This is a genomic window from Streptomyces sp. BB1-1-1 (genome assembly GCF_031597775.1).
GTDB classification, from domain to species: Bacteria; Actinomycetota; Actinomycetes; order Streptomycetales; family Streptomycetaceae; genus Streptomyces; species Streptomyces thinghirensis.
This window is the reverse complement of the sequence record NZ_CP134203.1, coordinates 2642123-2667273: the sequence shown is the minus strand read 5'-3', so window position 1 is coordinate 2667273 and position 25151 is coordinate 2642123. Positions and strand designations below refer to the sequence as shown.

Here is a 25151-nt window from a genome sequence, read left to right as displayed (position 1 = left end):
CGGATACCGGTGGGGCTGAAAGTGCCCCATGGACCTAGGTAGTTGTCATGCCCGGGAATCGGCCGCCGTACGCCGGTCGGATCAGGGGGCGGAGGAGGAGACCGCGGGGCGGGTGCCGTCGTCGGCGGAGACGGTCTGGTCCTCGCCCTCGGCCTCTCCCTCGTCCAGGGAGACGTCCTTGGTCTCCTTGCCGAGGAGGAGAGCGGTCAGCGTCAGCACCGCCATCGCGGAGAGGTAGACGCCGACCAGCCACGGCGAGCCGTCACCGGTCTCCCACAGCGCCACCGCGATGAACGGGGCGACGGCCGCTCCGAGGATCGAACTTACGTTGTACGAGATACCGGAACCGGTGTAGCGCACGCTCGTCGGGAACAGCTCCGGCAGCAGCGCGCCCATCGGGCCGAATGTCATGCCCATCAGCGTGAAGCCGAGGACCAGCCACAGCACCACACCGAGCGTGCCCAGGCCGATCAGCGGCACCCACACCAGGCCGAAGACCACGATCGCGGCGGTGACCCAGATCAGGGTGGCGCGGCGGCCGTACTTGTCGGCGAGCGGGCCGGAGACCAGGGTGAACACGGCGAAGAAGAGCACGCCGAAGATCATCATCAGCACGAACGTGGTGTAGCTGTACCCCAGACCCGGCACCGCGGCGTCCTTCGCGGTGCGCCCGTAGCTCAGCGAGAACGTGGTCATCAGGTAGAAGAGCACGTACGTCGCCAGCATGATGAAGGTGCCCAGGATCAGCTGCTTCCAGTGGCCCTGGACCACGGTGGCCAGCGGCAGCTTCCGCACCTTCCCGGCCTGCTGGGTTTTGGCGAACACCGTCGACTCCACGAGCCGCGAGCGTACCCACAGTCCGATCGCGACCATCACCGCGGAGAACAGGAACGGGATGCGCCAGCCCCAGCTCGTGAAGGCCTCGGAGGGCTGCGTGGGATCGGCGCCGGCCGCGGACGGCAGCAGCGCCCCGATGATCAGGAACAGGCCGTTGCCGATGATGAAGCCGAGCGGGGCGCCCAGCTGCGGGAAGGTCCCGTACAGGGCGCGCTTGCCGCGGGGCGCGTTCTCGGTCGCGACCAGCGCGGCCCCGCTCCACTCGCCGCCGAGCGCGAAGCCCTGCGCGAGCCGCATCAGCACGAGCAGCGCGGTGGCCACCCAGCCGGCCTGTGCGTACGTCGGGAGTACGCCGATCAGGAACGTGGCGATGCCCATGGTGAGCAGCGAGACCACCAGCGTCTTCTTGCGGCCGAGCCGGTCACCGAGGTGCCCGAAGAACACGGCCCCGATCGGACGGGCCACCATCGCGGCGCCGAAGACCGCGAAGGACGACAGCAGTGCCGTGGTCGGGTCGCTGTTCGGGAAGAAGAGCGAGGGGAAGACCAGGACGGCCGCGGTCGCGTAGATGTAGAAGTCGTAGAACTCGATCGTCGTGCCGATGAGGCTGGCGATGAGGACGCGGGACCGCGGATTGACGGGTGCCGGGGCTGATCCGGTGGCTGGTGCGGGCATCTCTCGGTCTTTCACGTGCGAAAAGTGCTGGCACCGTCACGATCTCAGGCGTCTCAGTTTTCAGTCGCCACATGTCACGATGTGAGATGTGACGAGGGGAGCCGCGCCTCAGCACTCGATGATGTTGACCGCCAGCCCGCCCCGCGCCGTCTCCTTGTAGGGATCCCGCAGCCAGGCGTCCATCGCGGCGAGCCCTCCTGCCCCGCACCGGGCATGAAGTGGGCGTAGTGGTCGAGCGTGACCTTCGGTGTCGAGTGCCCGAGCCATTTGGACAGGCTGACGACCGACTCGCCGGCCTCCAGCTGCACGCTCGCGTAAGTGTGGCGGAGGACGTGGAACATGTCCTCGCGTCGGGCGGCATAGCGCGGGACCCGGCGGATTCGGTCGCCGTCGTGCCGCACCTTCTCGCCCACGGGCTTGATCAGCCCGGCGGCGGCGAGCGCACGCTTCCAGCTGCGGTCGTTCCAGGTGCGGTAGTAGATGCGGTTGCCGTGCGACGAGGTGAGGATCAGGTCGACCGTGATCGGCTTCCGCTGGCGCTCCTCGAGCGCGGTGGTCGGGGCCTCCGGGTTCCGCCAGGGCAGCGTGCAGGAAGTCGACGGGAACCGGCGGAAGTGAGCTCGGGTCCGGAGCGCGAGATTGGCCGGCAGTCGGACCTCGCGGGTCTTGCGCCCCTTGGGGAGCCAGAAGTAGGGGCGCCCCTCGATGTCCCACCTGAGCTGGCGGCGGACGTGGACGACTCCAGCCGCGTGACCACGCCTTGGCCTTGCTGTCGATCGCTCGTGGGGCATGACGCTGTTCTTCACCTTCATCGGGTTGCGCAGCAGACGCTGGTCGTCGACGGCACTGCCGAGGATCGAGGACAGGTGTTCCCCAGATCACCTCGGCCGTCGACTCCTCGACCCTCGTGAGGGATGATGTGATGCCAGATGCGGCTGCGCATCGGGTCCGCCGTCGAGGGCTCGTCGGAGCGGCCCGCCCACCGGTGCTCGACGATGTAGTCGGCGAGAAGGATCTCCTTTGCGAGGGTCGACGAACTCGCCACGGATGGAGTCCGTCTTGGCGCCGGCGAGCCACTGCTGCGCGTCCTCGCTCATGTGGAACGACCGGTCCTGGATGCCGGGAACCCCCTTGACCCGGTAGCGCTTCCCGGCGCCGTAGATCGCGGTCCGCTCCCGCTTCCCGGTCAGCTTGTCGGGGGCGCTTCTTCAGCCATCGCACCTGCGAGGAAGTCGCCATGGCGGGCATCGAAGCACGTACTGAAGCCCCGGAAGAAGACCGGTGAGCAAGCGGGCCAGCTCCACCACGAAAGGATCAGCAGGTCAGTTCGTTGACCCAAAGTAGGGACGAGCGCGCACGACGGAGCTCGACAGAAGTTAGACCGGAACCGCTCATGGGCGAAGCCAACCCGCCTACCGGCGTCGGACAGCTGGGTAGGGTCGCGGTACCTGAGCTGGAGAGGTAGCCGCATGGACCACGAGATCGTGATCGCGCAGACGACCAGTGACGACGAGGAGCAGGCGAAGACCCTCGCCAGAAGTGCTGTCGAGAGCAAGCTGGCGGCGGGAGTTCACATCGATGCACCCATCACCGCCTTCTACTGGTGGCAGGGGAAGGTCGAAGCGGCTCAGGAGTGGCGGATCTCCTACATGACGTCGTCGGATCGCCTCCCCGCGTTGGAGGCATGGCTGCACGAGAGGCACCCGTACGACGTCCCCCAGTGGGTCACGCTGCCCGTGACGGGAGGCTCGGAGGCGTACCTGTCCTGGGTCGTCGACGAGACGCGCCCGCAGTAGAGGCAACCACCTCAGCGCCTCGCTCTCACCGAGCCTGGGCGCTTGGGCGCTTCACAGCGTCGCGAACGTCAGCAGGTGGCTGGCCAGATCGTGCTCCGTGTCGGGAAGCCCGGCAGCGATGGCCTGCGCCCTCGTTAGAAGACCGAGCAAGTCCGGCTCGAAGCGACCTTGGCCCGAGCTGAGCGGGTTTTCACCGAGATTGACCACTCCGCCGCAGTCGTGGGTGCCGTACGAGGTCACTCGTCGGCCGCCCGGGCGTACTGGCGGCACTCTCCCGTGAAGACGGCCGCCAGCTCGGCTTCGATCACCGACGCCGCCAGCTCGGCTGCGGACACTCCGTTCACGCCGGCGGGATCGCGGTAGACCTGCATGGCGAGCCCCTCCGTCACGGCGGCGAGGCGGACGGCTGCGGGCCAAGGGTCCAGGTCCGCCTCGACCTCGCCGCATTCCTTGCCGTTGTGCACCGCCCGTGCGATGTCCTCGCGCAGTCGCCGGGCGGTTTCGATGTCGACCTTGGCGAGAGCGGGAGCGTCCAGTGCGCGGCCGGCGAACGCTCTGGTGACCCGGAACTCCGTGCGGCGCGTGTCATCCAGGGGGAGGAACTCGGTCATGGCCTCGGTCAGCACGTACGAGACGGGCCGCCGGTGCTCGATCCCGGCCCGGATCCGCTCGTCGGCCCGGCGCCGGATGGCCGCGCTGACCTCGTTGAAGGCGTGCAGCAGCATCTCGTCCTTGGTTCGGAAATAGTGCTGCACCAGTCCCACTGACATTCCTGCGGTGGAGGCGGTACGGGCGACGGTGACGGCGTCGAGCCCGTTTCCCGCGATGAGTTCGCAGACCGCGACGGCGATCTGACGTCGGCGTTCTTCATGGTCGGCGGTCCGCGGCACTTGATAACCGTACCAGCGTATGACTATAACCATATAGCCATACGGTTATTGGTCCCGTCTGTGAGAGAGGGCCCTCGTGGCCCGGTGAGGAACCCTCATGCGCATCCGCTTACGGCACGCCGCCGCGCGTACAGCGGTCGTGTCGCTCTGCCTCCTGCTGTGCACGCCGATCGCCCCGGCGGCCGGTGCGTCGGCCGTGTCGTCCGACCGGTACGCCGCGATCGACGCCTACATTCAGGACCGCATGAATACCACCCGAACGCCAGGCCTCTCCTATGCCGTGGTCGGACCCGACGGTCCAGTCCACCGGCGGTCCTGGGGAGTCGACGGACACGGCGAGCGTGTGACGGCCAACACCCCGTTCCTGTGGGGCTCCGTTGCCAAGCCGGTCACCGCGACCAGCGTGATGATCCTCGTCCAGGAGGGGCGGCTCCGCCTGGAGGACCGCGTGGTCGAGCACCTTCCGGACTTCGGGTTCGGCGGTGCCGCACATGCGTCGAAGGTCACGGTCCGCCACCTGCTCAACCAGACCGCCGGAATACCCGAGGCGGCCGCGCTCAAGGTCACCGACTGCCTGGCCGCCGACTGCCCCCGCCCTGTGGAGCGCATCGGCGACTTGGACGGCGTACGGCCCCTCGGCCCGCCCGGCGCCGAGTACGCCTACTCCAGCGCCAATTACCTCATCCTTTCCGCCCTGGTCGAGTCCGTCACCGGGCGCTCCTTCTCCGAGCACCTCCGGCAGAGCGTGCTCGCGCCGGCGCGCATGGACGGTGCCATCGCCGACCAGGAGTCGGCGCGTGACCGGAACCTTCCACCGGGACACCAGCTCCTGTGGGGCGTGCCGGCCGCGATCGCCGAGGGCGTGGACGACCATGGTGCGGGCTATGGCTATCTGGGCGGAGACCTGCACGACCTTGCCGCCTTCGCCTCGCTCCAGCTCCGGTACGGCAGGACGGACAAGGGCGACACCGTCCTCACCCCCGAATTCGTGCGGCTGATGCGCGAGGAGGGCCGGCTGCAACCGGGCGGTACCGGGGCCGGCTACGGGCTGGGCTGGCGGGTCGGCGGTCTGGCCGCGCCGCTGGACGAAGCTCTCTGGCACACGGGTGGGACGCCAGGCTACTCGGCGATGCTGTTCCTGCTGCCGGAGCGGAACATCGCCCTCGTGCTGCAGCAGAACCTGTACGGCCTCCTCCAGGACAAGGCGGTCATGCAGATCGGCTTCGGCGCCGCCCGGATCCTCGCGGACGGCCGGACGCCCACGGGCGGTGACTCGGCGTCGACGTACTACTGGAGCGTCTGGGGCGCCACCGCCTTGGCCGCGCTTCTGGTCCTGTCGGCAGGACGCTCCGTACTGCTCCTGCGCCGCCCGGCCGTACCCGGACTCCCACTGCGTTGCACTGCTGTGGCCGCGCTCTGGTGCGTGGTGGGCGCCCTCCCTTGGGTCGTCCTGGTCCAGGTCGGAGACCGGATGGGCCTGGGACAGCTGAGGAACTGGGTGCCCGATGGCTTCATCGCCGTATGCGTGGCGGCGGCCGCCGGTGCCGCCACCGTCGTCCTCCGCCTCGTCCTGGCGATCCGTGCCGCACGTGTCGACTCCTAGGTTCTGTCGTCAAATGTCATGCATCAGCCCGAGAGCGGGAGGCGAAGGCTGCTGCGTCGCCGAAAGCCGGTTCAAGCGACCCGCAGACTGTCGGTGACTCCTTCTACGCTGGAGCACGGTCACCTCGACCTGGTGATCCAGGCTGCGAAAGAGCGCGAGGAGTGGTTCTGCGCCGAGCGCGCAGCGCAGGAGCTTTGCCGGTCGGGCGAATTCGTGCAGGCCATGGGGGTGATGAAGCCGTTCGCCGCGATCGGGTGGCGACCGGCCCTATGGGCGAAAGCGAACGTTCTGCTGCGAGCGGGCCGGACGGACGAGGCCCTGGACCTGGTCCGTCCGGACGAGGAGCGCCTGACCTCGCAGTACGTGTGCCGGGACTTCGCTGAGCTGCTCGTCAGAGCGGGGCGTGTTGACGAGGCCATTGAACTGCTCGTGCCGCACCTCGGGGGTGGTGGATCCAGTCGGTGCTGGTGGAAATCACCGAAGGGCAAGGCCGCGACGAGCGGGTGCTGAAGTTGATCGCCCCACACGCCGAGACCGCGCGGCAGGCCCTTGAAAAGAACCGCTGGGCTTCCACCGACGAGCAGGTCCTGGTACTCCAGGCCCGGATGCTGGAACGTATGGACCGCGTCGACGAGGCAATCCGCGTCCTCGGCGCGGACATAGTCGGAAAACGCTATGGCACCCAGAACACCCTGACCGCCTACGCCGAACTGCTGTCACGCCACGGCCGGCTCGACGACCTGCGCGAGCTGGCCACCGGAGAGCACGCACACACTGTCCTGGACATCTTCGCCAGTGCCCTCCACGACTGCGGCCGGGCTGAGGAGGCCGAGACGGTGATGCGTGAGGCCATTGGCACTGACGACTGGGCCGAGTACCGAGCCTGGCTCTCCGCGGTCTTGCTGCAGGACGGCCGGCTGGACGACGCGATCACCATGGCCGAACCCGGCTTCAGCTGGTACGACTGCTCCAATCTCCTAGCCCCGCTCGTCCACCGGCTTTTCGACCGTCCCGAGGAGCTGCTTTACCTCCTGGACCACCCCCTCACCGTTCCCCACCACGACCACGAGGAGTTCCAGCACGCGTGGCGGGCCTTCGCCCTCGCCAGTCTCGGTCGCGCCGAGGAAGCGATCGCCGTGGTCGAAGCCCACCCGGACCCGTTGAACGACCCCCGCCTCGTCAGAGCCGACATGCTCAGTACCGCCGGCCACCTCGCACAAGCCGCGGTGGAACTGCGGGACCTGGACACCGCCGAAGCACGTGAAGATCTGTTCGAGGTCCTGGTCAAGCAAGGGCAAGCGGCCGAGGCGGTCACCGCCCACCCCACCGTCGCCGAACAGCGTGCCGCCAGGGCGAAGCCCGCATCCGTCCCCCTCCGGGAGGACGGGTACTCTGCGGAACCCCCTTTCTAGACGACGCCCTCAATGATCTTGCCTGGTGGATCATGGTGGCGTGAAACATCGCCACGAGTTGTCGGACGCTGAGTGGGAGTTCGTCCGGCCGTTGTTGCCTGAGTTGTTGCGGGGGCGGAAGCGGCTGGACGACCGCAGAATCCTGAACGGGATCGTGTGGAAGTTCCGTACTGGGACGGCCTGGCGGGACGTGCCCGAGCGATACGGTCCATGGGCCACACTCCATACGCGTTTCCGCAGGTGGGCGATTGACGGAACGTTCGACCGGATACTCCGGGCCGCCCAGGCGAAAGCCGACGGGGCCGGCGACGTCGATTGGCTCGTCGCGGTCGACTCGACCGTCGTGCGTGCCCACCAGCACGCGGCCGGGGCCCGAGAAGGGGGCTCCGCAACCCGGCTCTCGGACGGCCCAGAGGCGGGCTGACCAGCAAGATCCACCTCGCCTGCGACGGCCGGGTCCGTCCCCTCGCCTTCGTGGTCACCGGCGGCAACACCAACGACTGCACCCGCTTCACCGCCGTGATGGAGCAGATCCGGGTGCCCCGGATCGGATCCGGGCGGCCCCGCGCCCGGCCAGATCACGTCTTGGGTGACAAGGGTTACAACTCGAAGGCGATCCGCTCCTGGCTGCGGCGTCGCGGCGTTCCGTTACACGATTCCGGAGCGGGCTGACCAGGCCGCAACCGGGCCCGGCGCGGCAGCCACGGAGGCCGCCCGCCGACCTTCGGCCGCGAGACATACAAACACCGCAACGTCGTGGAACGCTGGGCCTGACATTTGACGACAGAACCTAGCCGGCACAATCCGGTCGCGAACGGTCGACGGCTCTCAGCCCATAGCCCCGTGCCTTCCTCGGCCACGAAGCCCGTACCGCTGTCGTGCGGGGGAAGACCCGGACAGCCGCATCAGGGGGGATTGGGGGCTGGCCCGGGGGCCGTCCCCGATGTGCGTGACCATGGTCGGCGAAGAGCCTTGGGACATGTCCCGAACAAAGCGCGTGCTCATCATCTCCGGCTCGGCCCTGACCGTCCTGTCCCTCCTCGTGGGCGGAGCGTTCCTCTGGCTGTGGACGGGTGCCGACGTGAATACCGTCGGCAAGGAGTCGTTCGACAACGAACTCGCGATACCACCGCTCGCCGAGTCGCGCGTCGACAAGGACGGGACACGCGTTTTCGACCTGCGCATGCAGCCGGGGCAGAGGGAGTTCGAGGACGGACGGAAGACCAGCACCTGGGGCTTCAACGGCGACTACCTGGGCCCGACCCTGCGTGCCGAGCGCGGCGAGAAGGTGCGCGTACGGGTCCACAACGGTCTCGACGAACCGTCCACCGTGCACTGGCACGGCATGCACCTGCCCGCGAAGATGGACGGCGGCCCGCACCAGATGGTGGCCGCGGGCGCCACCTGGTCCCCGCACTGGGCGGTCGACCAGCCGGCGGCCACCCTCTGGTACCACCCCCATCCCCACGGGGCGACGGAGAAGCACGTCCAGCGCGGCCTGGCAGGCATGTTCATACTCGACGACGTCGCATCCGATCGGCTGGCGTTGCCCAAGCGTTACGGGGTGGACGACCTGCCCCTGATCGTGCAGGACGCCACCTTCGACGGCGCCGACTTCGACCACGGTCACGGCATGATGCAGAACGCCGGCTTCCTCGGTGAGCGGACCATGGTCAACGGCACGCTCAGCCCGTACCGGGAGGTCGCCGACGAGCGGGTGCGCCTGCGCCTGCTGAACGCCTCGACGGCCCGCACGTACACGTTCGGATTCTCCGACGACCGCGCCTTCGACCTCGTCGGTACGGACGGCGGCCTTCTGGAGCGGCCTGCCGCACTGGAACGTGTCCAGCTGTCCCCCGGAGAGCGCGCGGAGATCGTCGTGACCATGCGCCCCGGCGAGCGGACGGTCCTGCGCAGCTACCCCCAGGACAACTACGGGGACGCTTGGCAGGAGCGGTTCAACGGCGGCGACGACTCCTTCGACGTACTGCAACTGCGCGCCGCCGACCACCTGCGCCCCGCGCCCGAAACGCCCGCCGAGCTGGGCACGCTGGAGGTGCCGGACGGCACCGAGGCGGTGAAGGCCCGCCACTTCGACCTCAAGCGTTCCGGGATCAACGGCCGGGCCATGGCCATGGACCGGGTGGACGAGGTCGTCACCCGCGGCACGACCGAGACCTGGACCGTGCGCAACACCAACGGTATGCCGCACAACTTCCACGTCCACGACGTGCAGTTCCGCGTGCTGAAAGTGAACGGCGAGGCACCGCCGGCCGCGCTGCGCGGCCCCAAGGACACGGTCTTCGTGCCGAACGGCACGACGATGAAACTGGCAATGCGATTCGACGGCCCGGCCGATCCGGACACGCCGTACATGTACCACTGCCACCTGCTCTCCCACGAGGACCAGGGAATGATGGGCCAGTTCGTGGTCGTCGAAAAGGGTCAACAGGCAGGCCGCCCCAGTGAGCACCATCACTGACCGGCCTCCGCCGTATCCTCGCCGAGTTCGCCCTACCTGACGCTGTGGAGAACAGCGCCCCGGCCGGGGAGGCGGCGCTGGAACGGCGCACCGGGCCACAAGCCCCTCTCTCGTCAAGGCCGTGACAAGAGGCGATACTCGACGAGTGGGCTCGATCTACCGCAGTACGACGGGCAGGGAACTCATCCGGCACTGGTGCCTTGATCAGCTCGACGCATGGCCGGTGCCACACGAATGCAGGACGGTGGTCGCCAAGGGGGCACGGACCCACGTGGTCCTCGCCGGGACCGGTACCACGACCGTCCTGTTCGTGCCGGGGAGCAACTTCAACGCCGCCGCCTCCCTGCCGCTGGCCACGACCCTGACCGCCGCCGGTTACCGGGTCCTGCTGGTGGACGTCCCGGGCCAGCCCGGCCTCAGTTCCGGCGAGCGAGGTCCGTCCGGCGGTCGTCTGTCCTGGTACGGAGCATGGTTGAGCGAGGTGATCGAGGAGATGTCGTCCGAACCGGTAACGGTGATGGGCCACTCCCTCGGCGCCGCCGTTGCCCTGTCCTGTGACTCACCCCGGATCGACCGGCTCCTCCTGGTTTGCCCCGGCGGACTGACCAGGCTGAGGCTGACTCCCGCTGTACTGGCTGCCTCGGCCGCCTGGATCCTGCGCCCCACACCGACGCACAGCGCCCGGCTTCTGCGCGCCATGCTCGCGCCCGGCCATCCGCCCCGTGAAGCACTGGTGGACTGGATGACACTGGTCGCCCGGAACTGCCGCTTCAGCGGGGCGCCCGGTATCGCCGTCCAGCCCACGCGCTCGATCCCCCGCATCGTCGTCGCGGGGCGGCACGATGTCTTCCTGCCCCCGCGACGGCTCGGTCCGGCAGTGCGCGACAGACTCGGCGTTGACTTGGGCGTGGTCCCGGAAGCCGGACACCTCCTTGTCGAAGAACGCGCCGACTACCTGACCACCCTGCTGGAGTGACCCATGCCGTACGGCAGGGGAGGGTCTGTGGTCCGGTTCAGTAAGCACCCGGTAATAGCCCATACGCGGCGCTTCGCCTGAGTACGTCAGTGAAGTCACACCGACGCGCCACAGGGCCGTGGCCCGTCCGCGGCCGGCCTGTCGGGCACGGCTGCTGCCCTTGGAACTCCGTCCGCTCTTCTTCCCCGCGGCGGGACTTCGCCGACTGCCTCGTGCGTGTCGGATGTCGTAAGGCTCCAACACGTCAGCGACGGGCCTTGGCCCGGTCCAGGGCGGCGACGCCCAGCGCTGCGAGGACAATCTGAATGAGCCACTCGACCCAGTCAACGCCCTTGGTGTCGGCGACACCGAATGCCGCGGCGAGGGCCGAACCGATCAGGGCTGCCACGATGCCGACCAGGATCGTCCACAGGATGCCGATGCGTTGTCGTCCCGGAATGACGAGCCGACCCAGGACACCGATGACGATGCCGATCACGATGGCGCTGATGATGCCGGATATCTCCATGTCCGCCCCTTCGTTGTCGCTGTCTGGCCTTCACGGGTGCCCGTTCGAAGCGCGGGCAGTCGGTGGCAGCCCCCGGCGTCCGGGGAGGTGGGGGTGCCTGGAGCCCTGATACCAGCCAGCCCGGCCGGAAGATGTCCTTGCTCAATGATCGAGCCCGCCAGAAACTTCTACAGCAATGTAGTTGGCGCCGTGCGGGTCGGTGAAGCGTCCGTTCCAGAGCTGCGCCCCTCGTGGAAGAGAGCAGACCTGGTGTTCGGCTTGAGCGAACTGGCCCTGGTGCTTCTCGTCGTGATCGTGGTCCTTGGTGCCAAGAAGGGGCCGGAACTGATGCGCTCGGTCGGCAAGGCGGCGCGGATCTTGAAGAGCGAGAAGAAGGCGTTGAAGGACGACGATCGCTGATTGGAAGCGGCTGGGTCGGTCGGCGTCGCCGGGTGCTGCCTGCGGTGGGGTCGAGGGAACGCAATCTGTTCTGCCGTGCGCGTGCCGCTCTCAGAGGTCGTCAAGTCCCGTTCCAGGTCATGTGGTGTCACCCGTTCGTGGACGAGGGAACGATTCCGGTCGGCCATCATGTCGTGTCCCCGGTCCGGCTCTTGAGGAGCAGGACCGAGGAGGTTGTGTCAGACGTTGACGCCGAAGTCCGCGGCGATACCTGAGAGGCCCGAGGCGTACCCCTGGCCGACCGCCCGGAACTTCCACTCCACGCCGTGCCGGTAGAGCTCGCCGAAGACCATGGCGGTCTCGGTGGAGGCGTCCTCGGAGAGGTCGTAGCGGGCGATTTCCTGGTTGTTGGCCTGGTTGACGACGCGGATGAACGCGTTGCGGACCTGGCCGAAGCTCTGGCCGCGGTTCTCGGCGTCGTGGATGGAGACCGGAAAGACGATCTTGTCGACCTCGGCGGGAACGGTGGCAAGGTTCACCTTGACCGCCTCGTCGTCGCCCTCGCCCTCACCGGTGAGGTTGTCACCGGTGTGTTCGACCGAGCCGTCCGGGCTGGTGAGGTTGTTGTAGAACACGAAGTGTCCGTCCGAGGGCACCTTGCCGGAGGCGTTGAGGAGTAGGGCGGACGCGTCGAGGTCGTAGTCGGTGCCGGTCGTGGTGCGCACGTCCCAGCCCAGACCGACCACAACCGCGGTCAGACCCGGTGCCTCCTTGCTGAGTGAGACGTTGCCGCCCTTGGCCAGGGAAATTCCCATTGCGTACTCCTTGTCGGCAGGTGTGATCGCGGTCCGCGGCGCGGACGGGACCACGGGTATCGAAAAACGTGGGAAAAGTGTCGGCGGTGCTTCCGGTCAGTCCCGGGAGTCACCGAACAGCAGGCGGTAGCCGATCAACAGCACGAGGGCGCCGGCGATGGCGGACCCCCATGTCGCGGCGTCGAACAACTCCCTTTGCACCGGGCGATCGAGGAACTCCGCAGACAGCCAGCCACCCAGGAAGGCGCCGGCGACACCGATCACCGTCGTCCCGATACAACCGCCCGGGTCTCGTCCGGGAAGAATCAACTTGGCGATCGCTCCGGCGAGGAGTCCCAGAACCAGCCAGGCGATGACACTCATCTCTTCCGTGCTCCCTTCCACTGCTCGGCCCGTGAGGGGGCGTGTCCGGACAGCCTAGCTTCTACAGCTATGTAGAGGCTGTGGTGGTGGGCGGGAAAGCTCGCCTGTGGGCGTGGAGGGGTCCGGGCGTCTATACGATGTCGGCCCGGGAAACGGGTGGCGGGCGGATGGGAGACAGGGCGTGGCGGATGACCGGCGTCCCCGGCGGCGGGGGCAGGGTGAGCTGGAGGCGCTGGTGCTGTCGGCGCTGCGCGAGACGGGCGGGCCGGCGACGGCCGGGCGGGTGCAGGAGCACCTGGGTGAGGACCTTGCCTATACGACTGTGATCACGATCTTGAGTCGGTTGCTGGACAAGGGCATGGTCACGCGTGAGCGGGCGGGCCGCTCCTTCGCCTGGAAGCCCGCTGCGGATCAGGCGGGCCTGGCCGCGCGGAAGATGCGCAAGGTTCTGGACGCCGAGAAGGACAGGGAGGCAGTGCTGACCAGCTTCCTCACTACCCTCGATCCGGCCGACGAGCGGCTCCTGCGGGGACTGCTGGCTGAACCCCGGAGAGACGGGGAAGACTGACGACTCATGGGGGTGTTCGTCTTCCTGCCGCTCGTTCTGCCGTTGGCGGCCTGGCCGATCGCTCGCCTGGCGGAACAGCATCTGCACCCGCGGATCGCGACCAGGCTGCTCACGGCCGTGGCCGCGGTGATGGCCCTGTGCAGCACGGTGTGCCTGGCCCTGGTGATGGTGGTCGGCACCGCGCAGTTGCCGGGTAATCCGCTGCCCGACGGCTGGTCCGATCCGGAAGTTCGTGCGGCGGTTCCCTATGACGAAGTGGCCGGCAAGGCGGCGATCCCGGCCTTGTGCGCGGTACTGCTGGCCTGCGGGCGGACACTGTGGCGGCATGGTCAGGTGCGTCGCCGCGCTCATCGCGCGCTGGCCGGGCTGCCGGACACTTCGGTGGCCGTCCTGCCGGACGACGTGCCCTGTGCGTATACGCCGGGCCCGGTACCGCGCAGGGTGGCCGCTCTGCTCGGTCCCGCTCCGGTGACGCGCAGCTGGTCGTCGGTGTCCACCTCGGTGGGCTGGGCGGCGTGGGCCGCGGCGGCGGGAACCGTCGTGTCGGCGATGTCATCGGCGAATTCAGCCGTGACGATGTTCCTCATCCTGCACGCTGCCACCCCTCTCTGATCGACGAGAGCGGAGCCGTCAGGCGTGGTCCATCAGCACGGCGAGGTCGGCGAAGAGGCCGATGATGGCGATCGGCACGGACAACACGCAAGGCCCACGAAGACGCCTGGCTCGATCCAGGTTTGTGGGGACCGACCTCGCTCCCGGAAGCATCCGGTCAGGTACGGCGAGAGCCGCAGCAGAACCCGCCCGTTGAGGCAGGCGTACTCCGCGCGGCCGGGCGAACTCGACACGGGAGCGTGCAGATTCCGGGCCCGCGTGCGGGCGGCTTCCGGGTCAGGGAAGACCTCGACCACCCCGCCAAGGTGCACACTTCCAGGGTCCTTTCGGGCTACGTGCCGCCGTCTACCCGACAGTCCTCGAAAGCGACTTCGCCGCGGTAGCCGTCGGGTCTGCCCAGGAGCCCGTCGGGGTCGTCGTCGAAACCGCACTGGGCCGGTCCTCGTGGTACCCGGCGGTGAACGGCACGGGGGGCGGCTCCTGCGGGAGGGCCGAGAGCACGATGCTGACCAGCATCCCGGCGCTGGCCAGGACCGCGGCGGTACGGACATGGCGCAGGGAACCTCGCTGAGGGGGCCGGTCGGCGTTCAACGTCTCCACTCCAGCTCTCACCGCGGTCGGTGTGCCGGGCCGACGGTCGCTCGGACGACCCGGCGCACGGGCCGGTTGTCTGTCAGAGGTCGAACTCGTGCGGGGGCAGGTCCAGGGCGTAGCACGCCTCGCGGACGACAGCCTGTTCGTCCTTGTCGAAGTCCCCGTCCGCGCCGCCGATCACGATGCCGATCTGCACCACGGCCCGTGCCTCGGCGGGCTTCTTCTTCGCCTTGGCGATCTCCTGGAGGACGCCGACCTTGCCGAAGGCGAAGTCGGCGGTCAGCTTGTCCAGGTTGGCCTCGAAGCGGCGGCGCAGGTCGTCGGCGGGGAAGTTCTGCAGCACCTCGTTGGTCCCGATCAGCTGGGCCACGCGCTGCCGCTCGGACGGGTCGACGCTGCCGTCGGCGGCGGCGACCAGCGCGCACATCGCCATGCTCGCGTCGCGGAAGGCGCCGCTCTTGAGGTCGTTCTTCTTCGCCGTGAGCTGCGTCTGCATCTGCGACGCGGACTCCTTGAAGCGGTCCCACAGGGCCATGAGAACTCCGTACGGGTCAAAGGTGTGCCCCGGACCCAAGTGGGCCCGGAACAGCCGCAAAACTTCTACAGCAACGTAGAAGTTACCAGGAGGGACGGGCGGCGCTCGTGCCTCCGGTCCCTCCCTGCGCGGGCTCTACCGATCAGCCCTCGTCTTCCTCGTCGCCCTCGAAGAAGTCCCCCACCTCGTCGACGACCTCCGCGGCGACCATGCCGCCGACGACACCGACCGCGAGCCCGGCCGCGCCCGCCGCGACGGCCGTGCCCATGCCGGGTCCGGAACGGTGATGGCCCTCGTGGTGACGGTCGTCGTGCGCATGGTGCCCGCCGTGTCCGTGGTCGGCGTACGGGGCGCCGTGCCCGTAGGCGGCCTGGTGGCCGTAGGTCGTTCGGTGCTCGATGAGCTGGCGGATCCAGCCGTCCACCGAGGCGTTCCAGTCGCGTTCCTCGTGGTGGCCGACGGTGAAACGCGTGAGCGCGTCGTGTCCGGGGGAGAGGAGGCCGCCGCGCTTGTCGGCCTCCAGTACCACTTCCAGTCCGCCCGGGCCCGCCAGGAAGGTCAGCTCGATCTCGTTGACCTGGTGGGCGTACCGCGGGGGCGGGGTGAGTTCGATCTCCTGGTAGAAGGGCAGCTGTTGACCGGTGCCGCCGATGCGGCCGTACTCCAGGTCGGCGGAGCGGAAGCCGAAGCCGAGCTGTCCGAGGGCCTCCAGGATGGCCTCCTGGACGGGCAGGGGCGCGACGGTGAGCTGGTCGAGGTCGCCCTTGTCCTTGGCGCCGGCGACCGCCAGCTCGGTGCGCACGCCGAGCACGATGCCCAGGGGCTGCCCGTACAGCTCGGTGACGGGTGTCTCCCAGGGCAGGGTGATGCTGAAGGGCACGCGGTGCGGCTCCTCGGCGGCGAGCCGGAAGCCGCCGCCGACGGTGAACCGGTCGAAGACGACGACGCCCTCGCTCTCCCCGTCCTCGTGCTCCGCCTCGACGCGGGCCACCAGTTCGAGTGCGATGTGCTCGATGTCGAAGTCGGCCTGGCCGCCCTTGAGCTGTACTTGGCCGGTGAGCGTGCCGCCGGGCAGGACGGGAGCCGGGTCGAGGACCGTGTCGACCGTGGGGCCTCCCACGCCGAGCGAGCCGAGAAGTCGTTTGAACACCATCGTGGCGTCCACTCCTTATGCGTACGTGTGTTCCATGAAGAGGTGCCGTCCGGCCGGCAAAAAGGAAGAACGGCACCACGCTTGCCCGCCGGTGGGTTACTTTGCCGCTTCGAGAGCGGCGAGTGCCTGTGCCCAGCGGACGTACTTCAGTTCGGCCAGATCCGCGACGGTCTTGACTCCGAACGCCTCCTGAAGCAGCTCGCCGTCGCGGTCGGAGACCCCTTTCAGGGCCCCAACCGGGGCGGCGAGTATCTCCGGCAGACTCTTGTCCGCCCACGCCTTGTCCAGCACCTTGTCCAGATCGATCGAAGCCATGTGTGTCGCCTCCAGCGGTGCACGGCCCAGGCCTCGCCCGGGTCTGTTTCTACAAACGAGTAGAAGCATAGAGTTGCCTCGGCAGGCCGGGAGCGCGCTCCGGGCGGCCTCGCCGGGAAAGGCTGAAATACGCTCCTGAGCTGGCCAGAGGCCACGCGCGACATCGGCTCGCCGTCGGTGGCTCGCTGGTGCGGACCGGGCAGTGCGCCTACGCCTGCCCGGCGCGGACAGTGGCCGGGAACCTGTTTTCGGTCACAATCGTTTTTCCGTCTGCACGCCTAGATGAGGAGTCATCGCTTGTCCGCCAGATCGTCGACGGACCCTTCGGGGCACAGTCCCCGACCATCCCGCCCGGTATCTCCTGAGCACGGCAAGCGGCGGGGTGGTGTCGGATGAGTGCCGTGGAAGCCTGGCTGGGCGTGCTGGCCGTGTTCGTGCTGACCGCGGGCACCGGCTACTTCGTCGCCCAGGAGTTCGCGTACGTCTCCGCCGACCGGCTCGCCCTCGCGCGTGAGGCCGAGAACGGGGACCGGAAGGCCGCCCGTGCCCTGAAGGTGCTGGGGCGGTTGTCGTTCATGCTCTCTGGCGCGCAGCTCGGCATCACCGTGACGGGTCTGGTCGTCGGTTTCATCGCCGAGCCGTCCGTTTCCGCGCTGTTGAGGCCGGTCCTGTCCGGACTCGGCATCCCCGACGGCGCGGTCACCGGCATCTCCGTCGTGCTCGCCTTCGTCCTGGCCACGGTCGTGCAGATGGTGCTGGGAGAGTTGGCGCCGAAGAACCTCGCCATCGCCGTCCCGGAAAGGCTGGCGAAGTCACTGGCGGCATCCACGCTGGCGTACCTCAAGGTCGTCGGCCCGCTGGTCCGGATCTTCGACGGCGCCGCGAACAAGCTGCTGCGCAAGGTCGGCATCGAGCCGGTCGAGGAACTGCACCACGGCGCCACCCTGGAGGAGCTGGGCCACCTGATCGGCGAGTCCCACGAGCAGGGACAGTTGCCGCGCGGCACCGCCGAGCTGATCGACCACGCCCTCGAGTTCTCCGAGCGAACGCTGCACGAGGTGATGGTGCCGCGGGTCGACGCGGTCTTCGTCCGCAAGGACGCCACCGCGGCCGAGGCCATCGACCTCATCGGCAAGCACGGCCACTCCAACTACCCGGTGCTCGGCGACCATCCGGACGACGTCGCGGGCGTGCTGGGCGTGCGGGAGCTGATGGGGCTGCCCGCCGGCCGGCTCACCTCGGTCACGGCGGGCGCGGTGGCCCGGGGGCCGCTGCTGCTGCCGGACACCCTGCCGCTGCCGGATGCCGTGGAGCGGATGCGGGAGCGGGACGACGAGTTCGCCGTCGTCCTCGACGAGCACGGTGGTGTGGCGGGCGTCGTCACCTACGAGGACGTCGCCGAGGAACTCGTCGGCGACATCGCCGACGAGTCGGACACGGTCACCGAGGTCGCGGTCGCGGACGGCGACGGCTGGCTGGTGGACGCCGGGCGCCGTCTGGACGAGGTGGCCGATATCACCGGCATCGAGCTGCCGGGGGACGAGGACTACGACACCGTGGCCGGCCTGGTCGTCGACCGGCTCGGCCGTTTCCCGGCCATCGGCGACCACCTCACCGTCGTACTGCCCGGTGGCGGCGGCGTGGCGATCGACGTACGCACCCTCGACCGGCACGTACCGGAGCGCGTCCGGATCGAGCGAACGGCCGTGAAGACGGAGGGGCAGGCATGAGTTTCCCGATGGCGCTCTTCGTCACCGTCCTGCTGCTCGTCGGCAGCGGGTTCTTCGTCGCCGCCGAGTTCGCGCTGGTCGCCGCCAAACGGCACCGCATGGAGAAGGCCGTCGCCGACGGGCAGCGCGGCGCCAAAGCGGCACTGGCCGGCATGCGCGAGCTCTCGCTGATGCTGGCCGGCGCCCAGCTCGGCATCACCGTGTGCACCCTGGGCCTGGGCTCGGTGTCCAAGCCCGCCATCTCCCACGAGCTGGACCCCCTGCTGCACAAGCTCGGCCTGCCCACCGCGCTCAGCTATGGCGTGGCCTTCGCCGTGGCGATGATCGTGGTCGTGTTCCTGCACATGGTGCTCGGCGAGATGGCACCCAAGTCCTGGGCCATCGCCCACCCCGAGCGCTCCGCGATGCTCCTCTCCCCGCCCTTCCGGGGGATCGTGAAGGCCGTACGCCCGCTCATCTGGGTCCTCAACAGAATCAGCAACGCCCTGGTCCGGCTGTGCCGCGTCACCCCGCGCGACGAACTGGCCTCCGTCCACAACCGCGAGCAGCTCACCCACCTGGTGGAGGAGTCGGAACGGCTCGGCCTGATCAGCGAAACCGACTCAGACCTGCTGACCCGCTCACTGACCGAACCGGAGACCCCGGTACGCGACCTGCGGATCCCGGCCGCAGACATCACCGCGGTCGACGCCGACGCCGACGCGCAACAGATCCTGACCCTGGCCGCCGACACCGACCGCACCCGACTACTGGTCCGCGCGGACACAGACGTGCTCGGCTCAGTGCACGCCCGAGACGTCCTCGTCGCACGCGCCCAGGGCCGGCCCACCACCGCCCGTGCCCTGGCACGCCCCGTGCCCGAACTCGCCGAGGACACCACGGTGGCCGAAGCGATCGAACTGCTGCGCCGACGCCGAGCCACCCTCGCGGTGGTCCGCGACGACACCGGCGCTCTCACCGGCATGGTGAGCCTGGACGACCTGCTGGCCCGCTACCTCCAGCCCCAGACGGCATAACCACCCGCCTGCCACCGAGCGCCCCGGTCAACCCGGGGCGCTCACGCATGCCCCGGGGGCAGGGCTGCTCGCCGCACATCCGGTCCCGCTCATGCGCCTGGCCCGCGTGCTGCGGACCACCCCTCGGCCGTGCCGTGCTCAGCCTGTTTCCTCCCGTTCGCCGACACCGCATGCGTCCAGTGCGCGTCGTGTAGAGGGAGTGCTCCGTGGTACGAGACAGTCGGCTACTCCCCGCTACCTCGCGTCGACGAAAGGCTCCCATGCTCACATCGCTGACCGACGTGTGGCCTTTGAGCTGGAGCATTGGAATCTTTGTCCTGGCCACGGCCGTCACCGTGGTGTGCAGTATCCGACTCGCAGGGGTGGGCGACACCCTCGCCGACCGCACCGGCTGGGGAGAAGCCCTGTTCGGTGCGGTGTTGTTCGGCCTCGTGACGTCTCTCTCGGGCATCGTGATGACCGCGGTCAGTGCCGCCGCGGACCAACCTGATCTCGCGTACAGCAACGCTGTGGGCGGTATCGCGGCGCAGACCCTCGCACTCGTCGTCGCCGACGCCTTCCTGCGGAGGGTCAACCTGGAACACGCCGCCGCGTCGCTGCCCAACATGCTGTTCGGCTGCCTGCTCATGGGCTTGCTGGGTATCGCTCTGATGGCGACGTTCAGCCCATCCGTCACCTTTCTGGGCCTGCATCCGGCGTCCGTGCTGATGGTGGCCTTTTACATCGGTGGGCTTCGGCTCATCCGCTCCCATGGCGAACCAATGTGGCGCGCGGTGCCCACAAGGGAGACGCTTCCCGACATCGCGAGCGAAGGCACCGACGGACTCGCCGGCCACCAGACATCACGGCTGTGGACCGAGTTCGCGGCCGTGGCGGTCCTCGTCATGATCGGAGGTTGGGCGGTGGCCCGCGCGGCGGAGGGCATCGTGGAGCATACGGGTCTGAGCGCCGGCCTCGTGGGTGCCGTGTTCATGGGCCTTGTCAACGCACTCCCGGAGACGGTCACGTCCATTGCGGCCGTCCGACGCGGAGCCGTCACGCTGGCCATCGCGGCCATCGTCGGCGGGAACTGCCTGGACGCGCTCAATCTCGTCGTCGGCGACATCGCCTATCAAGGCGGGTCCCTGTTCCACGCCGCGAACCCGGATGAACTGTTCCTCACGAGCGGTGCGTTGGTCATGACGGCGGTCCTGCTCGGTGGTCTGCTCGTCCGCCAGAAGCGCGGCTGGCTCAAGATCGGCTTTGACGGCATCTTGCTCATCGCCATCTACGCGAGCACTGTCGCCGTGCTCGCCTTCTGAAAGCCGACCCGCACCAGAGCTACGCGTCGCCCCATGAAGCCACCGGCCAAGGCACCCTCCTGCGAACGCGCGACTCCACCGGTCATCTTTCCTCGCCAATGCCCGGTACGACGCCGACAGGGCAGTGAGCATGGTGAAGGACCGCCTGGCTGACGGACCCCAGAAGCAACCCCGCGAAGCCGCCGTGGCCCCGTGCCCCCAGGACCAGCAGCTGCGCGCCCTCGCTCTCCGTGATCAGCGACTGGCGGACAGGGCCCCGCACCAAGCGGCGGCTCACCTTCACTCCCGTCTGGGACACGCTCAGGCTCGCCAGAGCCTCGGTGAACATCTGTTCCGCCTCTGCTCGGAGCCGGGCTGCGTGATCCTCCTCCGCCTGCAGCCCAAGCATCACCTCAGTACGGTCTCCCCGCGTCCCCCACACGTGCACAGCCACCAGACCGGTGTCCCGTAGCGCGGCCTCGGTGCAGGCGAACGCCAAAGCTGCCCTGCTCTCCGGCGAGCCGTCGACTCCCGCCAGTACCGGGCCCGCCGGGTCGGGTCTGCCCCGCACCACCATGACCGGGCAGTGCGCATGACCCGCCAAATGCACCGCCACCGAGCCCACCAGCACTCCGGCAAAGCGCCCACGTCCCCTGTTGCCGACCACCAGCAGGGCTGCGCCGCGCGACTGTCCCTCCAAGACCGCCAGCGCCTCGCCGACGATCACCGCGTGGGTGACCTCCACATCCGGCGCCTTCGCTCTGGCCCGCTGCACTGCTTCCAACACCACGTGCTCGACCTGTTCACGCAACGCGCTCTGTGCCGGACCCAGCGGGGACGGACCGACCGGCGGGTGCAGGGCGGGCCAGGTGAACCCGTGCACCACACGCAGCCCCGCAGACCGCAGTCGCGCCTCCCGCACCGCGACATCCACCGCGGCAAGACTCGGTGGCGAGCCGTCCACCCCGACAACCACGAGCCCGCTCATCGGCACGCTCCTGTTCCTGTGGGAAGAATGGGAGCCTTCACGCCGGCACCCACTCGGAGTCGTAGGCGATCCCTCGCTGCCTCGGCACCCTCCCCCAGCTTCTCTCCGGACCCGGTCTTTCGCCATAGACCAGACTGCTCGCCGCAGGGCTGATGGGTATCGCCTCGATGCGTCAGGGGCGCATGGTCATTGGGGCCCGCGTTGAGCATCTGATCTCAGGAGCTCACGGGGCCGCTTCGCGAGCGGAAACGTGAGCGGTGCGTGAGTGGACGGCCAAGCAGCGGATGATGCGCATCGGATCGCGGGTCACGACGTAGGGCTCTGACCAGCTAGGCCCGGACAGTGCGGCATCGTCCGGGCCTACCCGGCAGACGTCTGTCTCAGGGGGGGTGGTCAGGGCCCATCCGCCTAGCACTCGATGATGTTGACCGCGAGCCCGCCCCGCGCCGTCTCCTTGTACTTCACCGACATGTCCGCGCCGGTGTCCTTCATGGTCTTGATGACCTTGTCGAGGGACACCTTGTGGGACCCGTCGCCCCGCATCGCCATCCGCGCCGCCGTGACCGCCTTGACCGCGGCCATGCCGTTGCGCTCGATGCACGGGATCTGGACGAGGCCGCCGACCGGGTCGCAGGTCAGGCCGAGATTGTGCTCCATGCCGATCTCGGCGGCGTTCTCCACCTGCTCGGGGGAGCCGCCCAGCACCTCGGCGAGCGCGCCGGCCGCCATGGAGCAGGCCGAGCCGACCTCGCCCTGGCAGCCGACCTCGGCGCCGGAGATGGAGGCGTTCTCCTTGAAGAGCATGCCGATCGCGCCCGCGGCCAGGAGGAAGCGGACCACGCCCTCCTCGTCGGCGCCGGGCACGAAGTTCATGTAGTAGTGCAGGACCGCCGGGATGATGCCCGCCGCGCCGTTCGTCGGGGCGGTGACGACCCGGCCGCCGGCCGCGTTCTCCTCGTTCACGGCCATGGCGTAGAGGGTGATCCACTCCATGGACAGCGCCTGCGGGTCGCCCTCCGAGCGCAGCTTGCGCGCGGTGTTGGCGGCGCGGCGGCGGACCTTCAGGCCGCCCGGCAGGATGCCCTCGCGGGACATGCCGCGGTCGACGCACGCCTGCATCACGCGCCAGATCTCCAGCAGGCCCTCGCGGATCTCGTCCTCGTCGCGCCAGGACCGCTCGTTCTCCAGCATCAGGGCCGAGATGGACAGGCCCGTCTCCCGGGACAGGCGCAGCAGCTCGTCGCCGGTGCGGAAGGGGTACTTCAGCACCGTGTCGTCGAGCACGATGCGGTCAGCGCCCACCGCGTCCTCGTCGACGACGAAGCCGCCGCCGACCGAGTAGTAGGTCTTGGAGAGCACTTCCGTGCCGGCCGCGTCGTACGCCCGCAGGGTCATGCCGTTGGCGTGGTAGGGGAGGGCCTTGCGGCGGTGCAGGACCATGTCGTCGTCGTAGGAGAAGGCGATCTCGTGCTCGCCCAGGAGGCTGATGCGGCCGGACGACTTGATCGTCTCGACGCGGTCGTCGGCCGTCTCCACGTCCACCGTGCGCGGCGAGTCGCCCTCCAGGCCGAGCAGCACCGCCTTGGGCGTGCCGTGGCCGTGGCCGGTGGCGCCGAGCGAGCCGTACAGCTCGGCCCGGACCGAGGCGACGGAGCCCAGCAGCTCCTCGTTGCGCAGGCGGCGGGCGAACATGCGGGCCGCGCGCATCGGGCCGACCGTGTGCGAGCTCGACGGGCCGATGCCGATCGAGAACAGGTCGAAGACCGAGATGGCCACGGGGGACTCCTCAGAACGGGGGTGGTGCAGAGGGTGGTGCTTCGGGGTGGGGCGCCGGGTCCGCTTGTGGCGGGCCCGGCGCCCCGGACACGCGCGGTGTCTACTTGTTGTTCAGACCCGGGTACAGCGGGTGCTTGTCGGCCAGGGTCTTCACCCGGGCCTTGAGGGCTTCCGCGTCGTAGGACGGCTTCAGCGCCTCGGCGATCACGTCCGCGACCTCGGCGAAGTCCTCGGCCGTGAAGCCGCGGGTCGCCAGGGCCGGCGTACCGATGCGCAGACCGGAGGTCACCATCGGCGGACGCGGGTCGTTCGGGACGGCGTTGCGGTTGACCGTGATGCCGACCTCGTGGAGGCGGTCCTCGGCCTGCTGCCCGTCCAGCTCGGAGTCGCGCAGGTCCACCAGGACCAGGTGGACGTCCGTGCCGCCGGTCAGGACGGAGACGCCCGCCGCCTTCGCGTCGTCCCGCACCAGGCGCTCGGCCAGGATGCGGGCACCCTCCAGCGTACGGCCCTGGCGCTCCTTGAAGTCCTCGCTCGCGGCGACCTTGAAGGCGACGGCCTTGGCGGCCACCACATGCTCCAGCGGTCCACCCTGCTGACCGGGGAAGACGGCGGAATTGATCTTCTTGGCGAGTTCGGTCGTGGAGAGGATCACACCACCGCGGGGGCCGCCCAGCGTCTTGTGCGTCGTGGTGGTCACCACGTGGGCGTGCGGGACCGGGTTCGGGTGCAGGCCCGCCGCGACCAGACCGGCGAAGTGCGCCATGTCGACCATCAGGTACGCGCCGACCTCGTCCGCGACCTTGCGGAACGCGGCGAAGTCCAGCTGCCTCGGGTACGCCGACCAGCCGGCCACGATCAGCTTCGGCCGGGTCTCCTTGGCGAGGCGCTCCACCTCGGCCATGTCGACCTGGCCGTCTTCGCCCACGTGGTAGGGGACGACGTTGTAGAGCTTGCCGGAGAAGTTGATCTTCATGCCGTGGGTCAGGTGCCCGCCGTGGGCGAGGTTCAGACCCATGATCGTGTCGCCGGGCTTGAGCAGCGCGAACATCGCGGCCGCGTTGGCCTGGGCGCCCGAGTGCGGCTGCACGTTGGCGTGCTCGGCGCCGAAGAGCGCCTTGACCCGGTCGATGGCGATCTGCTCGACCACGTCGACGTGCTCGCAGCCGCCGTAGTAGCGGCGGCCGGGGTAGCCCTCGGCGTACTTGTTGGTGAGGACCGAGCCCTGGGCCTCCATGACCGCGACGGGCGCGAAGTTCTCGGAGGCGATCATTTCCAGGGTGGACTGCTGGCGGTCCAGCTCGGCGTCGACGGCGGCGGCGACGTCGGGGTCGAGCTCGTGCAGGGGTGTGTTCAGAAGCGACATGCGGTCGTGACTCCTCAGCCGGCGGTGAAGGCGGTGTACTCGTCGGCGGAGAGCAGGTCGGCCGGCTCGTCCGTGACGCGCACCTTGAACAGCCAGCCGCCCTCGAAGGGCGCGGAGTTCACCAGCGACGGGTCGTTGACGACGTCCTCGTTGACCTCGGTGATCTCGCCGGAGACGGGGGAGTACAGGTCGGAGACCGACTTGGTGGACTCCAGTTCGCCGCAGGTCTCGCCCGCGGTCACCGAGTCGCCGACCTCGGGGAGCTGGACGAAGACCACGTCACCGAGCGCGTTGGCCGCGTGCTCCGTGATGCCGACCGTCGAGGCGCCGTCCTCGGCGCCCGACAGCCACTCGTGCTCCTTGCTGTAGCGCAGCTGCTGGGGGTTGCTCATGGCCTGAATTCTCCTGTACGCGAGGGAGTGCTGGTGAAGGGGGCTGCTGATGAGGGGACTGCTGACACCGCTGGTGAGCAGCGAGGGCGCG

26 protein-coding genes and 1 pseudogene are annotated in these 25151 nt (G+C 68.9%); 13 read left to right on the top strand and 14 right to left on the bottom strand.

Annotation, left to right across the window (positions count from 1 at the left end; translation table 11 throughout):
- Positions 1-81: 81 nt before the first annotated feature.
- Both RI578_RS12230 and RI578_RS12225 read right to left on the bottom strand, forming a co-directional pair.
- A complete protein-coding gene (locus RI578_RS12230) occupies positions 82-1512 on the bottom strand; it encodes an MFS transporter (protein ID WP_310871112.1) in 1431 nt (476 codons plus the stop codon).
- A gap of 74 nt (positions 1513-1586) precedes the next feature.
- On the bottom strand, positions 1587-2303 hold the full coding sequence (locus RI578_RS12225) for a hypothetical protein (protein ID WP_310871111.1): 717 nt from the start codon (positions 2301-2303) through the stop codon (positions 1587-1589).
- A 678-nt stretch (positions 2304-2981) separates the two neighbouring features.
- Here RI578_RS12225 and cutA point away from each other — a divergent pair.
- Complete coding sequence (gene cutA, locus RI578_RS12220) at positions 2982-3308, top strand: divalent-cation tolerance protein CutA (RefSeq protein WP_310871110.1); 327 nt, start codon at positions 2982-2984, stop codon at positions 3306-3308.
- Positions 3309-3359: 51 nt separating this feature from the next.
- Here cutA and RI578_RS12215 read toward each other — a convergent pair whose 3' ends face one another.
- Positions 3360-3548 carry a hypothetical protein gene (locus tag RI578_RS12215; protein WP_310871109.1) on the bottom strand — a complete coding sequence of 63 codons (189 nt, stop codon included), beginning with the start codon at positions 3546-3548 and terminating at the stop codon, positions 3360-3362.
- A complete protein-coding gene (locus RI578_RS12210) occupies positions 3545-4198 on the bottom strand; it encodes a TetR/AcrR family transcriptional regulator (RefSeq protein WP_310871108.1) in 654 nt (217 codons plus the stop codon). Before RI578_RS12210 ends, RI578_RS12215 begins: the two co-directional genes overlap by 4 nt.
- Before the next feature lie 97 nt (positions 4199-4295).
- Here RI578_RS12210 and RI578_RS12205 point away from each other — a divergent pair, with 97 nt between their 5' ends.
- The 6 genes and pseudogenes from RI578_RS12205 (at position 4296) to RI578_RS12180 (ending at position 10671) form a co-directional block, all read left to right on the top strand.
- Positions 4296-5801: a serine hydrolase domain-containing protein gene (locus RI578_RS12205; protein WP_310871107.1), complete on the top strand. Its 1506-nt coding sequence runs from the start codon at positions 4296-4298 to the stop codon at positions 5799-5801.
- Between the two features lie 18 nt (positions 5802-5819).
- Positions 5820-6311: a hypothetical protein gene (locus RI578_RS12200; RefSeq protein WP_310871106.1), complete on the top strand. Its 492-nt coding sequence runs from the start codon at positions 5820-5822 to the stop codon at positions 6309-6311.
- The gene (locus tag RI578_RS12195) at positions 6269-7213 is read left to right on the top strand and encodes a tetratricopeptide repeat protein (protein ID WP_310871105.1); all 945 of its coding nucleotides are present in this window, start codon (positions 6269-6271) and stop codon (positions 7211-7213) included. The genes RI578_RS12200 and RI578_RS12195 overlap by 43 nt, the downstream gene beginning before the upstream one ends.
- Positions 7214-7253: 40 nt before the next feature.
- Positions 7254-7978: pseudogene (locus RI578_RS12190) on the top strand (IS5 family transposase); the annotation flags it as partial.
- Between the two features lie 214 nt (positions 7979-8192).
- On the top strand, positions 8193-9695 hold the full coding sequence (locus RI578_RS12185) for a multicopper oxidase domain-containing protein (RefSeq protein ID WP_310871104.1): 1503 nt from the start codon (positions 8193-8195) through the stop codon (positions 9693-9695).
- A 145-nt stretch (positions 9696-9840) separates the two neighbouring features.
- Entirely contained in the window at positions 9841-10671 is an 831-nt protein-coding gene (locus tag RI578_RS12180; RefSeq protein WP_310871103.1) for an alpha/beta hydrolase, read from the top strand.
- A gap of 244 nt (positions 10672-10915) precedes the next feature.
- Here RI578_RS12180 and RI578_RS12175 read toward each other — a convergent pair whose 3' ends face one another.
- The gene (locus tag RI578_RS12175; protein WP_310871102.1) at positions 10916-11179 is read right to left on the bottom strand and encodes a GlsB/YeaQ/YmgE family stress response membrane protein; all 264 of its coding nucleotides are present in this window, start codon (positions 11177-11179) and stop codon (positions 10916-10918) included.
- 144 nt (positions 11180-11323) lie between these two features.
- Between RI578_RS12175 and RI578_RS12170 the strand changes: the two genes are divergently transcribed.
- Positions 11324-11578, top strand: a complete 255-nt coding sequence (locus tag RI578_RS12170) for a twin-arginine translocase TatA/TatE family subunit (RefSeq protein ID WP_310871101.1) — start codon at positions 11324-11326, stop codon at positions 11576-11578.
- Positions 11579-11796: 218 nt separating this feature from the next.
- On the opposite strand, the gene RI578_RS12165 is transcribed toward RI578_RS12170, so the two are convergent.
- Positions 11797-12372, bottom strand: coding sequence for a TerD family protein (locus RI578_RS12165; protein WP_310871100.1), 576 nt, complete (start codon positions 12370-12372; stop codon positions 11797-11799).
- Between the two features lie 96 nt (positions 12373-12468).
- On the bottom strand, positions 12469-12735 hold the full coding sequence (locus tag RI578_RS12160; RefSeq protein ID WP_310871099.1) for a GlsB/YeaQ/YmgE family stress response membrane protein: 267 nt from the start codon (positions 12733-12735) through the stop codon (positions 12469-12471).
- Positions 12736-12916: 181 nt separating this feature from the next.
- Between RI578_RS12160 and RI578_RS12155 the strand changes: the two genes are divergently transcribed.
- Together RI578_RS12155 and RI578_RS12150 are read left to right on the top strand one after the other, a co-directional pair.
- The gene (locus RI578_RS12155; protein ID WP_310871098.1) at positions 12917-13303 is read left to right on the top strand and encodes a BlaI/MecI/CopY family transcriptional regulator; all 387 of its coding nucleotides are present in this window, start codon (positions 12917-12919) and stop codon (positions 13301-13303) included.
- Positions 13304-13309: 6 nt separating this feature from the next.
- Positions 13310-13915, top strand: a complete 606-nt coding sequence (locus tag RI578_RS12150) for a hypothetical protein (protein WP_310871097.1) — start codon at positions 13310-13312, stop codon at positions 13913-13915.
- Positions 13916-14588: 673 nt separating this feature from the next.
- Here RI578_RS12150 and RI578_RS12145 read toward each other — a convergent pair.
- From RI578_RS12145 to RI578_RS12135, 3 genes are all read right to left on the bottom strand, one after another.
- A complete protein-coding gene (locus tag RI578_RS12145; RefSeq protein ID WP_310871096.1) occupies positions 14589-15044 on the bottom strand; it encodes a TerB family tellurite resistance protein in 456 nt (151 codons plus the stop codon).
- Between the two features lie 142 nt (positions 15045-15186).
- A complete protein-coding gene (locus RI578_RS12140; protein WP_310871095.1) occupies positions 15187-16197 on the bottom strand; it encodes a sporulation protein in 1011 nt (336 codons plus the stop codon).
- A 96-nt stretch (positions 16198-16293) separates the two neighbouring features.
- Positions 16294-16512, bottom strand: coding sequence for a hypothetical protein (locus RI578_RS12135; RefSeq protein WP_310871094.1), 219 nt, complete (start codon positions 16510-16512; stop codon positions 16294-16296).
- 392 nt (positions 16513-16904) lie between these two features.
- Here RI578_RS12135 and RI578_RS12130 point away from each other — a divergent pair, with 392 nt between their 5' ends.
- The 3 genes from RI578_RS12130 (at position 16905) to RI578_RS12120 (ending at position 20559) form a co-directional block, all read left to right on the top strand.
- Complete coding sequence (locus RI578_RS12130; RefSeq protein WP_310871093.1) at positions 16905-18242, top strand: hemolysin family protein; 1338 nt, start codon at positions 16905-16907, stop codon at positions 18240-18242.
- Complete coding sequence (locus RI578_RS12125; RefSeq protein WP_310871092.1) at positions 18239-19258, top strand: hemolysin family protein; 1020 nt, start codon at positions 18239-18241, stop codon at positions 19256-19258. The genes RI578_RS12130 and RI578_RS12125 overlap by 4 nt, the downstream gene beginning before the upstream one ends.
- A 260-nt stretch (positions 19259-19518) precedes the next feature.
- Positions 19519-20559, top strand: a complete 1041-nt coding sequence (locus RI578_RS12120; RefSeq protein WP_310871091.1) for a cation transporter — start codon at positions 19519-19521, stop codon at positions 20557-20559.
- Between the two features lie 82 nt (positions 20560-20641).
- On the opposite strand, the gene RI578_RS12115 is transcribed toward RI578_RS12120, so the two are convergent.
- The 4 genes from RI578_RS12115 to gcvH form a co-directional block, all read right to left on the bottom strand.
- A complete protein-coding gene (locus tag RI578_RS12115; RefSeq protein ID WP_310871090.1) occupies positions 20642-21526 on the bottom strand; it encodes a universal stress protein in 885 nt (294 codons plus the stop codon).
- Between the two features lie 408 nt (positions 21527-21934).
- Positions 21935-23302, bottom strand: a complete 1368-nt coding sequence (locus RI578_RS12110) for an L-serine ammonia-lyase (protein WP_310871089.1) — start codon at positions 23300-23302, stop codon at positions 21935-21937.
- A gap of 100 nt (positions 23303-23402) precedes the next feature.
- Entirely contained in the window at positions 23403-24668 is a 1266-nt protein-coding gene (glyA, locus tag RI578_RS12105) for a serine hydroxymethyltransferase (RefSeq protein WP_310871088.1), read from the bottom strand.
- Positions 24669-24682: 14 nt separating this feature from the next.
- Complete coding sequence (gene gcvH, locus RI578_RS12100; RefSeq protein WP_121749291.1) at positions 24683-25060, bottom strand: glycine cleavage system protein GcvH; 378 nt, start codon at positions 25058-25060, stop codon at positions 24683-24685.
- Between the last annotated feature and the right edge of the window lie 91 nt (positions 25061-25151).

Coding starts and splice junctions, on each gene's coding strand:
- RI578_RS12230 (WP_310871112.1), bottom strand. CDS start 1,512: ATGCCCGCACCAGCCACCGGATCAGCCCCGGCACCCGTCAATCCGCGG.
- RI578_RS12225 (WP_310871111.1), bottom strand. CDS start 2,303: ATGCCCCACGAGCGATCGACAGCAAGGCCAAGGCGTGGTCACGCGGCT.
- cutA (WP_310871110.1), top strand. CDS start 2,982: ATGGACCACGAGATCGTGATCGCGCAGACGACCAGTGACGACGAGGAG.
- RI578_RS12205 (WP_310871107.1), top strand. CDS start 4,296: ATGCGCATCCGCTTACGGCACGCCGCCGCGCGTACAGCGGTCGTGTCG.
- RI578_RS12200 (WP_310871106.1), top strand. CDS start 5,820: ATGCATCAGCCCGAGAGCGGGAGGCGAAGGCTGCTGCGTCGCCGAAAG.
- RI578_RS12185 (WP_310871104.1), top strand. CDS start 8,193: ATGTCCCGAACAAAGCGCGTGCTCATCATCTCCGGCTCGGCCCTGACC.
- RI578_RS12175 (WP_310871102.1), bottom strand. CDS start 11,179: ATGGAGATATCCGGCATCATCAGCGCCATCGTGATCGGCATCGTCATC.
- RI578_RS12170 (WP_310871101.1), top strand. CDS start 11,324: ATGATCGAGCCCGCCAGAAACTTCTACAGCAATGTAGTTGGCGCCGTG.
- RI578_RS12165 (WP_310871100.1), bottom strand. CDS start 12,372: ATGGGAATTTCCCTGGCCAAGGGCGGCAACGTCTCACTCAGCAAGGAG.
- RI578_RS12160 (WP_310871099.1), bottom strand. CDS start 12,735: ATGAGTGTCATCGCCTGGCTGGTTCTGGGACTCCTCGCCGGAGCGATC.
- RI578_RS12150 (WP_310871097.1), top strand. CDS start 13,310: ATGGGGGTGTTCGTCTTCCTGCCGCTCGTTCTGCCGTTGGCGGCCTGG.
- RI578_RS12145 (WP_310871096.1), bottom strand. CDS start 15,044: ATGGCCCTGTGGGACCGCTTCAAGGAGTCCGCGTCGCAGATGCAGACG.
- RI578_RS12140 (WP_310871095.1), bottom strand. CDS start 16,197: ATGGTGTTCAAACGACTTCTCGGCTCGCTCGGCGTGGGAGGCCCCACG.
- RI578_RS12135 (WP_310871094.1), bottom strand. CDS start 16,512: ATGGCTTCGATCGATCTGGACAAGGTGCTGGACAAGGCGTGGGCGGAC.
- RI578_RS12130 (WP_310871093.1), top strand. CDS start 16,905: ATGAGTGCCGTGGAAGCCTGGCTGGGCGTGCTGGCCGTGTTCGTGCTG.
- RI578_RS12125 (WP_310871092.1), top strand. CDS start 18,239: ATGAGTTTCCCGATGGCGCTCTTCGTCACCGTCCTGCTGCTCGTCGGC.
- RI578_RS12120 (WP_310871091.1), top strand. CDS start 19,519: ATGCTCACATCGCTGACCGACGTGTGGCCTTTGAGCTGGAGCATTGGA.
- RI578_RS12115 (WP_310871090.1), bottom strand. CDS start 21,526: ATGAGCGGGCTCGTGGTTGTCGGGGTGGACGGCTCGCCACCGAGTCTT.
- glyA (WP_310871088.1), bottom strand. CDS start 24,668: ATGTCGCTTCTGAACACACCCCTGCACGAGCTCGACCCCGACGTCGCC.
- gcvH (WP_121749291.1), bottom strand. CDS start 25,060: ATGAGCAACCCCCAGCAGCTGCGCTACAGCAAGGAGCACGAGTGGCTG.